Raw genomic sequence first — 13,463 nt, 5'->3', positions numbered from 1 at the left:
AAGTTATACCCCGAACTCAACTTGATGGAGGAGAAACTCTCTGTCGGCATCTTAGTGCCAGGGGGGATCCCTCCTTAGCATCAAAATTGATAAATCTTTCAAAAAAACAAACATATAAGGGTCGACGCCCGCGTAGTGCGGGCCGTCGGGGTGAGTCAAATATGCAAGTGATAGGTTACGACTCAAAGCTTTCCGCTTTAAGCTTTCTCAGTTCCTAACAGTCTTCTGCTGTCCGGCCATACCGGCTTCTATTTGCTGCTTGCGGCAGCTTTCTGTTAAGGCTACGGCTATTAAAATGGCGGCGGCTATATATATCTTTTTCATGGCGATAGATGTTTAGTACAGGTATGACGTATTTGCATGCGCTCTGTTACAATTACATCGGCATAAAAACGAATAATTATATTTATTTGATATAAGTTTGCCCTCCTTTTTGCAACTTTACTTTTATGGCAATAGCATACCGGCACCAGATAGATGATGATACAGAGTTTGCCCTCTGGCGTATCGAAGAAGGAGCCGACGAATTATACAGCCAGCTGCAGTTGGATGAGCACGAAAAAGCCTTCACCAAACAGCTGAGCAAAAGCAAGCGTTACCTGCACTGGCTGGGCACCCGCGTACTGCTCCGCAAAATGCTGCGCACCGAGGAATATATCGATTGCAAGGTGGATAGCCATGGCAAACCTTACCTGGTTACGCTACCCTACCATATATCGTTAAGCCATTCCTTCGATTATGCTGCTGTGATGATCAGCAAGACCAGTCCCGTAGGTATCGATATAGAACAGATCAAAGAAAAGGTGGAGCGTATTGCCAACAGGTTTATGAGCGCGGATGAACTGGCCTTCATCCGCGAGCAGAATAAAATCGACCAGCTATACGTATGCTGGTGCGCCAAAGAGGCCGTTTACAAATGCTACGGGCAAAAGGAGGTATCCTTTTTGGATAATATCAAGCTGCAGCCATTTGCGTTCGAAGGGCATGGTGTAGTAGATGCCAAACTAAAAAAAGGCGCTTTAGATAGAGCCTACGAGGTGAATTACATCAAATACGAAGATTACATGATAGGCTACGTGAAGGAGCAAGCGTGATGAAGAACAAAAAAGTAATACTACAGGATTGGGGCCTTACCGACTATAAAACAGCCTGGGAAAGGCAGGAAAAGCTGTTTGCCGAAACTGTGGCCCTGAAGACCGAGATACGCAACCGTGCGCAATTAGTATCCGCAGGCGATGAGCCTGTAGAAGAAATCCTCACCCCAAACTATCTCGTTTTTTGCCAGCACCCGCACGTGTACACCTTGGGTAAAAGCGGCAAAGCAGAACATCTTTTACTGGATGAGGAAGGCCTAAAGGAAAAAAATGCCGTTTATTACCCCATAAACCGCGGCGGCGATATTACTTACCATGGTCCCGGCCAGATAGTAAGCTACCCAATACTCGACCTCGATAATTTTTTTACCGATATACACCTGTACCTGCGTACGCTGGAAGAGGCGGTTATCCTCACCCTTGCCGATTATGGCCTTACCGCCGGTCGTTACCCGGGCTATACCGGCGTTTGGTTTGATGCCGATAACGATAAGGCCCGCAAGATATGCGCCATGGGCGTGCGCTGCAGCCGCTGGGTTACCATGCACGGCCTGGCCATGAACGTAAACACCAACCTCGATTACTTCAAGAACATCGTCCCATGCGGTATAGATGATAAGGCCGTAACCAGTATGCAGCAGGAACTGGGGCACGAAGTTGACTTAAATGCAGTTCAAAAAATCCTTACCGGGCATATTTCCGTATTGTTTGGTATGGAGGTAATATGAAACACTTATTAGCAGCGATATTGATAACAGGCGCCTTTTTTGGTTGCAACAAACAAATACAAGCACCCGTGACATATAATAACAGCAACCCACCCACGCCGCCCGTTGTGGCAACAGATAACCTTACTTACCTGGCGCTGGGCGATAGCTATACCATTGGCGAAGCTGTGAATGCTACCCAATCTTATCCATACCAGCTGGCTGCGCAATTGACGCAGGCAGGGCACATTACCGCGAACCCAACCATCGTCGCCCGTACCGGGTGGACTACCGACGAGTTAATCAACGCCATTAACGCCAGCGGCACAGCAGGCAAAAAATACAGTATCGTAACGCTACTCATTGGTGTAAACAACCAATACCGTGGCTACAGCAAAGCGGTGTATCGCAGCGAGTTCGCGAAGCTTTTAAGTACCGCTATCGATTACGCCAATGGCGATAAAGCCCACGTGTTCGTTATTTCCATACCCAATTGGGGCCTGACGCCTTTCGCAAGCGGTTACGACAGAAAGACCATAGGCGACGATGTGGAACAATTCAACCTCATCAATAAAGACGAAACCAACAAACAAGGCGTAGCCTGGGTAGATATCGGCCCGGCATATAGCAAAACGTCCACAGATGCTACGCTTACAGCAGGTGATGGCTTACACCCCGCTGCCGGGATGTACAGCCTGTGGGTACAGGCATTGGCACCTGTGGTGCTGAGTAATTTGAAATAACCCTTGCGTAGAGACGCAATATTTTGCGTCTTAGTCACCCTCTTTGCGGAGCAGAGGGTCAACCAGCGAAGCGGAGTCGGGGTGAGTTAAATAGCCACGATGAAACGTCTCTACTCCCCGTTAATTCTCCATAATTGTTAGTTAATTGTGCAGAACAATAGTTTGCCCGCCCCGGCGATTTGTGGTAATTTTGACCCCTCAATGCCAGCCCATGATATTGTCAGATAAACGCATCCTCGAAGAAATAGAAAAAGGTACCATCATCATAGAACCCTTTGACCGCGACTGCCTGGGCACCAACTCCTACGATGTGCACCTGGGCAAACACCTGGCTGCCTACAAAGACCGCGTGCTGGATGCCAAATTACATAACGAGATAACCGGTTTCGAGATACCCAAAGACGGCTTCGTGCTGCAGCCCAATACCCTCTACCTGGGCGTAACCGTTGAGTACACCGAAACGCACCAGCATGTGCCCTTCCTGGAGGGAAAATCGAGCACGGGGCGTTTGGGAATAGATATACATGCCACCGCAGGCAAAGGCGACGTAGGCTTCTGTAACACCTGGACACTGGAGATCTCCTGCGCGCAACCCGTTAAAATTTACGCCGGTATGCCTATCGGTCAGCTGATTTATTTTGTGGTAGAGGGCGAGATAGAAACCCTTTACAATACCAAAAGCAACGCTAAATACAACAAGCCCACTACCCGGCCGGTAGAAAGCATGATGTGGAAGAACAAGTTTTAACGTATATTGGTTTATGTATAAGTATTGCAGCCAATTAGCGTTGTAATATCGTACGTTTACTAAATAGGTTATGGCATTTAAAAAGTTTTTTCCAGGCGTATTATTGGTTGCTTGCGCAGCCGCTATTTTGGGTTTTGTGGCAATAGATGATCCCATCGGCAAAATACAGCAACAACTGGCCAAATGGGCCGATACCAACCCCGTAGAAAAAGCGTACCTGCATTTAGATAAACCCTATTACGCCGCCGGAGACGATATTTGGTTTAAAGCATATGTTACCAGCGATAGTTACCACGAGTTAACTACCCTTAGCGGCGTACTCAACGTAGACCTCACAGATGCTACCGGCACCATAAAGCAATCCCTTAAACTCCAACTGGACAAAGGCACCGCCGCAGGCGATTTTGCCCTGCCCGATACCCTGCACGCCGGGGTTTATCACCTCCGCGCTTACACCAATTACATGCGCAACGCAGGGAGCGAATATTTTTTCGATACGGAAATCAGCATCATCAATACCATCAGCAATGCCAATACGGTAACTACAGGTAAAAGCATCCCGGCTAAAGCTGTACCGTCGGGCGCAATAGTTGCCAACCCATCACTGCAGTTTTTCCCGGAGGGTGGCTCGATGATCGTAGGTCTCGATTGCAACATGGCCTTTAAGGCAATAGGTCCCACTGGCCTAGGCCTTGATGTTAGCGGCATAGTAAGCAACAACCAGGGCAAACAGGTGGCCACGTTCAAAAGCGGTCATTTAGGCATGGGGGTATTCCGTTTTGTGCCGATGCCAAGCGAAACTTATACCGCTGCCATAACTTATGCCGACGGAACGAAAGCCACAGTCAGCCTTCCGCACGCATCAGAAACAGGTTACGCGCTCGCTATTACCGATGCAGATGCGCAAAACCTTTCCGTAAAAATTACCACCGCAAGGGCAACCATGCAGCAATACCCCAACCGCGTGTTAAGCCTGGTAGGGCAAAGCGCGGGCAAGGTTTATTATGCAGGCAGAAGCACGCCGGGCAGCCGCGAGTTTACAGCCATCGTCCCCAAAAGCAAATTCCCGGCGGGGATAGTACAGTTCACGCTCTTTACAGATTCCGGCGAACCACTAAACGAACGCCTCGTATTTATCAACCGCCCGCAGTTGAAATTAAGCCTTGCCGCCGATAAGCTCACATCTGCCCCGCAACAAAAGGTGAAACTAAATTTAAACGCGCTCAGCGGTGATAAGCCTGCGCTGGGTAGTTTCTCGGTATCGGTTATCGACGAGAGCCGGGTACCGGTAAATGAAGATAGCGAGAATAATATCCTCGCCAGCCTGCTGCTCACATCGGATTTGAAGGGCTATATCGAAAAACCCGCCTATTATTTCAATCACCCGGGAGATAAAGCCCGCACCGATTTGGATGTATTGATGCTTACGCAAGGCTACCGCCGCTTTGAGTGGAAGTCCATTATGCAGGACAAGTTTGCACCGGTAGCCTTCCAGCCGGAGACTGCTTTGCAGGTATCGGGCACCATTACCACGCCGGGCGGTAAGCCTGTAGCCAATGCCAAAGTGCAACTGATAGATATCGATAACGCCACTTACCAGATAGACACCCTTACCGATGCGCACGGGCGCTTCGCGTTCACGGGCCTGGCCTTTGAAGATAGCATCCGCCTCATTATACAGGCCCGTACAGAAAAGAACAAACGCGACGTGGTTATCACCTTCGATTCCATCGCTCCTCCTGCTACCATAGCCGGGCATGCTGCGCCTATCCTGGTAAGCATCAGCGATAGCTTATCCGTTTACGCTACCAGTAGCAAACAACTTTACGATATGCAGCGGCGCTATGGCGTGGGCAACCATGTAATTTCCCTGCGCGAGGTAATCATCCGCGAGAAAAAGATAGCACTCAAGCATTCGGCCAACTTGAACGGGCCCGGCAATGCCGATCAGGTATTACTGGCGAAAGATTTGCGCAACTATGGCTGCGCCTTTTTGAGCGATTGCCTGCAGGGGCGCTTGCTGGGTGTTATATTCCGCAACGGTATCCCCTACTCCACGCGGGGTTTCGGGCCTATGCAGGTAATTCTGGATGGTATGTATGTAGACGGCAGCTTCCTCAACAGCATCAATTACAATGATATTGCCGCTATTGAAGTATTGCGCAGCGGCTTTTCTACCAGCATTTACGGTGGCAGGGCGGCCAATGGCGTAATCGTTATCACCACCAAGCGCGGCGACGAAAACGACAATACCTACGACGGACCGGTAGCTGGCCGTGGCATCAAACCCTATTACCCTAAAGGCTATCTAAAAGCACGTACGTTTTATTCACCACAGTACGACCAGCCGAAAGTAAACAAGCAACTGGCCGACCTCCGCAGCACCATCTATTGGAACCCCTTTGTGATTACAGATGCCCAAGGCAAGGCCTCCTTTGAATATTTTAATGCTGGCGGCAAGGGCACCTACCGGGTGGTTATAGAAGGTATAGATACGGATGGCAACCTGGGCCGGCAGGTGTACCGGTACAAGGTGGAGTAATTGGCCTTAAAGCTTTAGTTTTGAAGTTTTTTAAGTAAATTTGTCCTGATATGTCAACCGAAGTACAGGAAGAAACGCTCACCCTCGAAGAGATACTGGCCGGGCTGAAAGAGATGCACCGCCTCATTTTATGGAACGACGACCATAACACCTTCGATCATGTGATTTACTGCATGATGAAGTACCTGGATTATTCCGAATCGCAGGGCGAAAAAATTGCCTGGAAAGTGCACAATGAAGGGAAATGTGCCGTATTAGAGGGTTCTTTTACCGAAATGGAGATTTACCGCAAGATATTACAACAAGAGGGCCTAACCGTCAGTGTAGATTAACCTTCAGATGAGCTTTATCCTGCAAACCGAACGCCTTGGCCTGCGGCAGCTCAGCACCGCCGATGCGCCATTTATCCTCCAATTACTCAATACCCCGGGCTGGCTTAAATTCATAGGCGATAAAAAGGTATATACCCTTACCGATGCCGAGAAATATCTTATCGACGGCCCCATTAAGAGTTACCACGATAACGGCTTCGGGCTCTATTTAGTAGCAGACAAAGACACCGGGGAACCCATAGGCATGTGCGGCATTATCAAACGCGACACACTCGATTGCCCGGATATAGGTTATGCCTTGATGCCTGAATACATCGGCAAAGGCTATGCATACGAAATAGCCGCTGCCGTACTTCAATACGCGCAACGGGATTTACAGCTATCCGCTTTATGTGCTATAACGCTCCCCATCAATATCCCATCTAAAAACCTGTTGGAGAAATTAGGCTTCAAAAGCCAGGGGCCATTCCAGATGGCTGGTAGCACCGAAACGCTGTTGCTTTACCGCATTTAACGGCATTTTGCTTTAAAGTAAACCACATCGGCTAAAAACTGCCTTTTATCGAGGCAAAAGCGGCTTACGTCTATCTTGTTTCCTCCGCAAAAATATTTTACGGTTTTTTGTTGTATCCATCCGGGTTTATGGTTAAACCATGAGATTGGGATTAGTTGAGGTTATTGATTTATCGGTAACGGTGCGCCCTGCGTGAGATACAGGGCGCATTTTTTATGCCCGTTTGCCTAATATTTATTGCATCAACCTTAACATTCCTGGTCGGCCCTGCGGCTGCTGTTTCCTCATTTAATGCACCGGTCAAAATCTAGTATTTTGAAAGTTATCGCTATTTGGTTTGTATTGGCTATCGCAGCAGTGAGCAAAGTTTTTGGGCAGTCGGCATCATCTTCTCTACCCCGGCTTATCGAAAAAAATGGCCACCATGCGCTACTGGTAGATAGTAAACCCTTTTTTATGCTGCCGACTGGGCGCAACGCCAACCTTGCTGCAGGCAACGCTTGGTGTATGGCAGTAACCATTACCGAATTGCAGACACGGTTGACGCACATTAAAGTTAAGCCTCAAAAAAAACACCATCAAACACAAAAGCCGCCTGTTATATGCATAAACGGCGGCTTTTGTGGTGAAAATCGGATTTTATTTTTTCAGGCCAATTTCCCTCAGCCTTTCATCCAGGTATTCGCCTGCTGTGATGTCGGTATAAACCTTAGGGTGTTCTGCATCTATGGTTGATGGCAGGCTGGTTAAATCCATATCAGATTTTGGGTGCAGGAAGAATGGCACCGAAAACCTCGAGTTCTTCATTTGCTCGCGCGGGGGGTTCACTACACGGTGGGTGGTAGATTTTAGCTTGTTATTGGTTAGCCTCTGCAGCATATCGCCAACGTTTACTACCAAATCTTCGCCAAAAGCCGTCACCGGGAACCATTCATTATCGCGGGTGAGCAATTCAAGGCCATCGGCACTGGCACCAATAAGCAACGTAATCAGGTTAATGTCCTCGTGTGCACCTGCACGTACAGCATCATTGGGCAATGCATCCGGGTTTTCTATCGGGAAATAGTGCAGTGTACGCAGGATAGAGTTGCCATGCGCCACCTTATCGTCGAAGTAATCCTCCGGCAATTCCAGGTAAACGGCTATGGCGCGCAGCAGGTGCTTACCGGCGGCTTCCAGCTTTTTGTAAACCTCTTCGGTTGTGCTATTGAACTCGGGAAGTTCGGCTACTTCCATGTTATCGGGGTAATCTTTTTTGCTCGCGGTAGCTTCAGGATCTACCTGGCCTATTTGCCAAAATTCTTTTAAATCCGGCACTTTAAAACCCTTTGCAGTTTCTTTGTTTTTGCCGGTATAGCCACGCTGGCCAGCCAGGGCAGGTATTTCGTATTGCTGTTTTACGGCCTCGGGTAATGCAAAAAGCGCTTTCACCTGCTCGTAAAGCTTATCCATCAGCTCTTTGCTTAGTCCATGATTGGTTATAGTAACAAAACCTGTTTGGTTAAAGGCTGCGCCAATGCTGTCAGAAAATTGCTTCTTTTCTTCGGCTGTGCCGTTTATATAGTTATTAAGATCGAGACGGGGAATGTTTACGGTGCTCATAAGTATTGTATTATTGCGTACAAAATTATCAAAAGAAAAATGCTTTGGTATTACCGCGGGAAAAAAAGGAGGCCTGCATTTTGCTATACAATATAAGGCTTAAAACTATTTATTGTTTAAACGTTTTGTGTTTCGGCAAGTCATACCTGCAAATAAGCCTATTACACCTGAATGATTATGAAAATATTAACCAAAATATGGGGGACAGCACTATTAGCCATACTATTGATGGCTATAGCCCCCGCAAAAACTTCCGCACAGGCCCAGGGCCAATATATCTCTACACAGGAGTTCTACGACCAGCTTTCGCCCTACGGTATTTGGGTGTACGATGCCAAATACGGCGACGTATGGGTGCCCGATGTTGACGAAGATTTTCGCCCTTATGCCACCAACGGGCATTGGGTGTACACTTCGTATGGTAACACCTGGGTATCTGATTATGAGTGGGGATGGGCCGCTTTCCATTACGGCCGTTGGACTTACGACGATTATTACGGCTGGGAATGGATACCCGGAAACGATTGGGCCCCCGCCTGGGTGGAGTGGAGAGAAAGCAACGGCTATTACGGCTGGGCACCCATGACACCTGAGGTAATCTTTAATGCATCATACGAAGATGATTATTTCAATTCGTACACTACCCCTGATTTTTACTGGTCGTTTGCGCCGTATGCATATATTAATTACACAAACGTATATCAATACTGTGTGCCTTATGCACGTGTACGCAGCATTTATGGGCGCAGTAACTTTATCCGCAATACATACCGGTATAACAACCATGTGTATGTAACTGGCCCACGCCGCGACGAGATACAGCGTTATACACGCAGGCCGGTAAGGCTGTACACCATTAATAATATCGATCGACCATCGCGCAACAGTTTTAACCGCAATACGGTTAATTTTTACAGGCCCGATATTCGCAGGGATAGAGGCGCACGCCCTCAACGCGTAATAGATGGTGCAGCCTACAGGCAGCAAAACCCTAACCAGCAGATAGGCGGTTATGATAGTCGTAATAGGCAGGTTACACAGCGCGATAACGTAGCCCGACTGGCCAATGAGGCGCGCTCTAACGATAGCCGCTTTATACGCCCTAATAACCGTGGAGGGATCAACGCCCCGGTACTGAATGGTAACCCAGGCAACGGCCAGATTAACCAAAACGGGCAGCAAGGTATGGGTAACGGTCGTTTTAACAGGAGAGACAATACCAGCCAGCAAGGCGCAGGAAACCAAAGCGGGCAGCAGGGCAATGGCGGTTTTAACCGCAGGCCGGATAACACTGGTGCCAACGGGCAGCAAGGCGATGGCGTTAGACAGCCCCGCAGACCTATCGACGTGAATAACCAACAACAAGCCGACCAGCAGCGTCAGCAACGCGATCAGCAACAACAGCAAATGCAGGTACAGCGCGATCAGCAACAGCAGCAACAAGCCACGGATCAGCAGGCAGAGCAACTGCGCCAACAAAGGCAGCAGGCAGATCAGCAGCGCCAACAACAACGGGGCCGCGAGCAACAACAGCAAGTTGGCGATCAGCAAAGGCAACAAGCCCAACAACAGCGCGACCAGCAGGCCGAGCAATTACGTCAACAACAACAGGCCCGCGAACAGCAACGACAACAGGTAGATCAACAACGCCAGCAACAAGCCGAGCAACAACGCCAACAGCAAACCGAGCAAGTACGCCAGCAACGCCAACAGCAATCGGATCAACAACGTCAGCAGGCAGAACAACAACGCCAACAGCAAACTGAGCAAGTACGCCAGCAACAACGCCAACAGCAAGCGGATCAACAAAGGCAGCAGGCAGAACAACAACGCCAGCAACAAGCCGAGCAACAAAGGCAGCAGGCAGAACAGCAACGCCAGCAACAAGCCGAGCAACAAAGGCAGCAGGCAGAACAGCAACGCCAGCAACAAGCTGAACAGCAAAGGCAACAGGCAGAACAACAACGCCAGCAACAAGCGGATCAACAAAGGCAACAGGCAGAACAACAACGTCAGCAACAAGCGGATCAACAAAGGCAACAGGCAGAACAACAACGTCAGCAACAAGCGGATCAACAAAGGCAACAGGCTGAACAACAGCGCCAGCAGCAGGCAGAACAACAGCGCCAGCAACAGCAACGCGACCAACAAAGGCAGCAAGACCAGCAACGCCCCCAGCGCCCTGCCCGACCTTAAATTATTTTAAAATAGCGCACATAAAAAGCGGCTGCCCGGAACATACATTCCGGGCAGCCGCTTTTTATGTTGATTTTTGGAAGATTTACGGTGTAACGATAAAGCTACCAACCAACAGGGCCAATACCTGGTCTTTGGTTAAAGGCTCATCAAAAGAAGCTGTTGCAACACCGGTAGACACTCCTAATGCAGTCACCAGGTTTACACCACCCTGGGTTACATTTTCTTCTCCGGCGTAGTTTCCGTCGATAAGTGCAACACCCGTATCGTTACCTTTTGCAGATGTACTTACGATCCATGGGCGGATGTTAGCGTCGTGGCCGAGATCATGGCGCAATAAACGTATTGCCGAAGCGTGGCGTGCTTCAACTGCGTGGATAGATAAGGCGGCGGTTAAAACTACCTGGTTACCTAATAAAATAGGTGCTGCACCTTTGTATGCACGCACACCAGTATCTTCAAAAGCCTGTGCTACTGCCAAAAAGGTAGTGTAATTGGTCAATACATCTTTAAAGGGTCCATTGCCTTTATTATTGCCAGCCGTTAAATCAAAAGTTGGCGATGTAACAGGGGTGCCGCCTAATGATGTAATTACATTTTTCAGGAAAGTAACGTGCTTGTTTTCATCGTCGGTTATTTCGGCAATGTAAGCGCTGTTTGCAGCCGGTATAACACCGCTGGCGGTACCCTGGTTGTAAAAGTATGCCTCCAGGTACTCAAGCGTTAAGGCATAGTTTAACACGCCAAGTATATCCGTGGTAGATGCCGCGCCGTAGGCTTTTTTAAACATAGTACCCAATGCAAAAGGCATTGCAGCAAGGGCCACTTTAGACCCAAAACTGGTTATATTTTTGATGGCGGCACGGCGGGGGTTTAACCTTTCGTGTATCTCCGGATCAACTTTTTCTATCTCGTCGATTATATTAAATAAATTCATGGCACTTTAAACTTTAGGGTAATTGAAATTAGTAGCGTAAACTTTGGTCTTCAAGAAACCATTAGCACCAGCCAAAACCTCGGCAATGGTTGCCGATTTATTTAAGCCGTTCTGATCTATCTGGTCGGTATCTGCAAAGCTACCTGCCTTTAAAAGATTAGATATCAATGCCGCGTGACGGGCTTCAACCGAAACAATTTTGCCTGCTATGGTTAAATAATCAGCACTTTGAATTAAATACCCTGCGCCGTCGTACGCTGTAACACCGGTATCCTCTAATAATTTAGCCGCCGTAAGCACACTTGTACGGTCGCTGAAATTGATTGAAGAAAAATCGGTTGTTAAGGTACCAATTGCAGCAGAGCCTATCGCTGCTTTAAAAAAATCGCGATGCAGTACCTCATGGTCCCTTATATCGGTAAGGTACGATGTTTCGATACTGCTCATACCACTATAAGGGGTTGCAATTACCTGTAGGTAAAATGCAGCCTCCAATTGCTCAAGGGCATAAGCATAGTTTAAAATACCGATATCGCCTGTACCAATATCAATGTGAGGCAGAGTACTGGTATCTGTAGGTGGATAGTAATCGCTTTTACGGCATGAGGATGCACCCAGCACGGCCACCGCGGCGGCACCAGCACCGGCATAACGCAGGAATGACCGCCTGGCCATGTTTACGCCGCCTGTTTCTAAGTTTGTTTCTGTTTTCATAAGTACAATTATTAGCTTGTAGGTTTTAACTATGGAGATTAACGAATGATTTAAGTTAAAGGATTGAACTTGCAGATAAACTTATTAGCCAAAACGGGAGTAGCTAAAAAAGGCGTAAACTTTTTAAAACAAAAAAGGCCGGAAAACTCTCGCAGTATCCCGGCCCTACATCTACCTATGAAAAACACCCTTTTGGAAGGGTATTAACGCTAATTCAATCTTTATGCCGAAACCCAAAACGGCTTAATTTATACGAAAAAGGCACTTTTATAAATACCGCGTAATTAACGTTGTGGAAATTGCTTCACGCTTTATGGTACGCTTTTCCCCAACAGATAATTTGCATTATAAAAAACACAATCGCAGGTAATTAGTTGTTATCAGGTAATTGCAGTTCAAGCTCCTAATATCACAGCAGATGGATTATAATGTATATTTATTAGCCACCGACCCAAAAAATCCATGCCGGGACGTAATCCATTCGAGAGACACCAGCCTGAAGATAAGGGTGTATTGTCTAAATAACGATAGCTTTAGCGCCGATGACAATGAAATACAGTTATATGGGTATGCCCATGATAAGCTGTATGCCTTCGAAACCATCCATATATCGGCAGAAGATGCCCTGGATGTGGTGAGTGCAATACAATGGTATGCTGATTATATCGACTTCCCCTACATGGAAATTTTGCCGGAAGACCCCAGACAGGGGAAAAACCTGGCCGTATAAGCCCATGCAACAACCTCACTATCTACAACTTAAAAATATTTTAAATTTTTTTTTGCGGATAAAGAAGCAATTTCTATATTTGCAATCCCAAAACGAAGGGAGCTATCCACAAGTTAAAAGAAAAACAAAAGGGAGTTTAGCTCAGCTGGTTCAGAGCATCTGCCTTACAAGCAGAGGGTCACTGGTTCGAACCCAGTAACTCCCACCATTCAAAAGCCTCTTAGATAACTTCTAAGGGGTTTTTTGTTATCCCTATTCCCCGGCCATTCAAACTGCGTGCAAATGTTTGCAAAGTCCAATAGGTGTTTATTATCGAAACCATTTCCACTACCTTAGCAGCACATTAAGATTTGGTATAAACAGCTTTAATGTACCCAAAATGCTTTATCAGTTAATTTACTACAGTAATGCTTCAAGCATGGCCAAAGAAGGTGAACTTTACACTTTACATATAGAAGCGCAATCTAAAAATGAAAACAAATCGGATCAGTCCTAAAAGTTGGGGGATAGGATAAAATTTATTTGTTTTGCTGGAGGATAAACGAATACTAAAGCATTGCCAACACCACACGAAACCCTTGTCCGGTTGATCTTACCTGACGGC

12 protein-coding genes and 1 tRNA gene are annotated in these 13,463 nt (G+C 47.5%); 10 read left to right on the top strand and 3 right to left on the bottom strand.

Annotation, left to right across the window (positions count from 1 at the left end; translation table 11 throughout):
• The first annotated feature begins 449 nt into the window (after window positions 1-449).
• The 7 genes from E2R66_RS27505 (at window position 450) to E2R66_RS27475 (ending at window position 6,680) form a co-directional block, all read left to right on the top strand.
• Window positions 450-1,094, top strand: coding sequence for a 4'-phosphopantetheinyl transferase family protein (locus E2R66_RS27505; protein ID WP_133236982.1), 645 nt, complete (start codon window positions 450-452; stop codon window positions 1,092-1,094).
• Window positions 1,094-1,822: a lipoyl(octanoyl) transferase LipB gene (lipB, locus tag E2R66_RS27500; RefSeq protein WP_133236980.1), complete on the top strand. Its 729-nt coding sequence runs from the start codon at window positions 1,094-1,096 to the stop codon at window positions 1,820-1,822. The genes E2R66_RS27505 and lipB overlap by 1 nt, the downstream gene beginning before the upstream one ends.
• A gap of 68 nt (window positions 1,823-1,890) precedes the next feature.
• The gene (locus E2R66_RS27495; RefSeq protein WP_158288526.1) at window positions 1,891-2,544 is read left to right on the top strand and encodes an SGNH/GDSL hydrolase family protein; all 654 of its coding nucleotides are present in this window, start codon (window positions 1,891-1,893) and stop codon (window positions 2,542-2,544) included.
• A gap of 211 nt (window positions 2,545-2,755) precedes the next feature.
• Entirely contained in the window at window positions 2,756-3,292 is a 537-nt protein-coding gene (gene dcd, locus E2R66_RS27490) for a dCTP deaminase (RefSeq protein ID WP_133236976.1), read from the top strand.
• 70 nt (window positions 3,293-3,362) lie between these two features.
• Entirely contained in the window at window positions 3,363-5,834 is a 2,472-nt protein-coding gene (locus tag E2R66_RS27485) for a carboxypeptidase regulatory-like domain-containing protein (RefSeq protein WP_133236974.1), read from the top strand.
• A 50-nt stretch (window positions 5,835-5,884) separates the two neighbouring features.
• Window positions 5,885-6,166: an ATP-dependent Clp protease adaptor ClpS gene (locus E2R66_RS27480; protein ID WP_133236972.1), complete on the top strand. Its 282-nt coding sequence runs from the start codon at window positions 5,885-5,887 to the stop codon at window positions 6,164-6,166.
• Window positions 6,167-6,173: 7 nt separating this feature from the next.
• Window positions 6,174-6,680, top strand: a complete 507-nt coding sequence (locus E2R66_RS27475; RefSeq protein ID WP_133236970.1) for a GNAT family N-acetyltransferase — start codon at window positions 6,174-6,176, stop codon at window positions 6,678-6,680.
• Between the two features lie 639 nt (window positions 6,681-7,319).
• Here the strand turns inward: E2R66_RS27475 and E2R66_RS27470 are convergent.
• Complete coding sequence (locus tag E2R66_RS27470; protein WP_133236968.1) at window positions 7,320-8,282, bottom strand: isopenicillin N synthase family dioxygenase; 963 nt, start codon at window positions 8,280-8,282, stop codon at window positions 7,320-7,322.
• A gap of 177 nt (window positions 8,283-8,459) precedes the next feature.
• On the opposite strand from E2R66_RS27470, the gene E2R66_RS27465 reads away from it, so the two are divergent.
• Window positions 8,460-10,478, top strand: coding sequence for a DUF6600 domain-containing protein (locus tag E2R66_RS27465; protein WP_133236966.1), 2,019 nt, complete (start codon window positions 8,460-8,462; stop codon window positions 10,476-10,478).
• A gap of 85 nt (window positions 10,479-10,563) precedes the next feature.
• On the opposite strand, the gene E2R66_RS27460 is transcribed toward E2R66_RS27465, so the two are convergent.
• Both E2R66_RS27460 and E2R66_RS27455 read right to left on the bottom strand, forming a co-directional pair.
• A complete protein-coding gene (locus tag E2R66_RS27460) occupies window positions 10,564-11,415 on the bottom strand; it encodes a ferritin-like domain-containing protein (protein ID WP_133236964.1) in 852 nt (283 codons plus the stop codon).
• A gap of 6 nt (window positions 11,416-11,421) precedes the next feature.
• Window positions 11,422-12,129: a ferritin-like domain-containing protein gene (locus tag E2R66_RS27455; protein ID WP_133236962.1), complete on the bottom strand. Its 708-nt coding sequence runs from the start codon at window positions 12,127-12,129 to the stop codon at window positions 11,422-11,424.
• Between the two features lie 418 nt (window positions 12,130-12,547).
• On the opposite strand from E2R66_RS27455, the gene E2R66_RS27450 reads away from it, so the two are divergent.
• Together E2R66_RS27450 and E2R66_RS27445 are read left to right on the top strand one after the other, a co-directional pair.
• A complete protein-coding gene (locus E2R66_RS27450) occupies window positions 12,548-12,859 on the top strand; it encodes a hypothetical protein (protein ID WP_133236960.1) in 312 nt (103 codons plus the stop codon).
• A 130-nt stretch (window positions 12,860-12,989) separates the two neighbouring features.
• Window positions 12,990-13,067, top strand: a tRNA-Val gene (locus E2R66_RS27445).
• Window positions 13,068-13,463 lie beyond the last annotated feature (396 nt).

Source organism: Mucilaginibacter psychrotolerans (genome assembly GCF_004519315.1).
Lineage (GTDB): Bacteria > Bacteroidota > Bacteroidia > Sphingobacteriales > Sphingobacteriaceae > Mucilaginibacter > Mucilaginibacter psychrotolerans.
The sequence above is the reverse complement of the archived record's forward strand: the minus strand, read 5'-3'. Positions and strand labels throughout refer to the sequence as shown.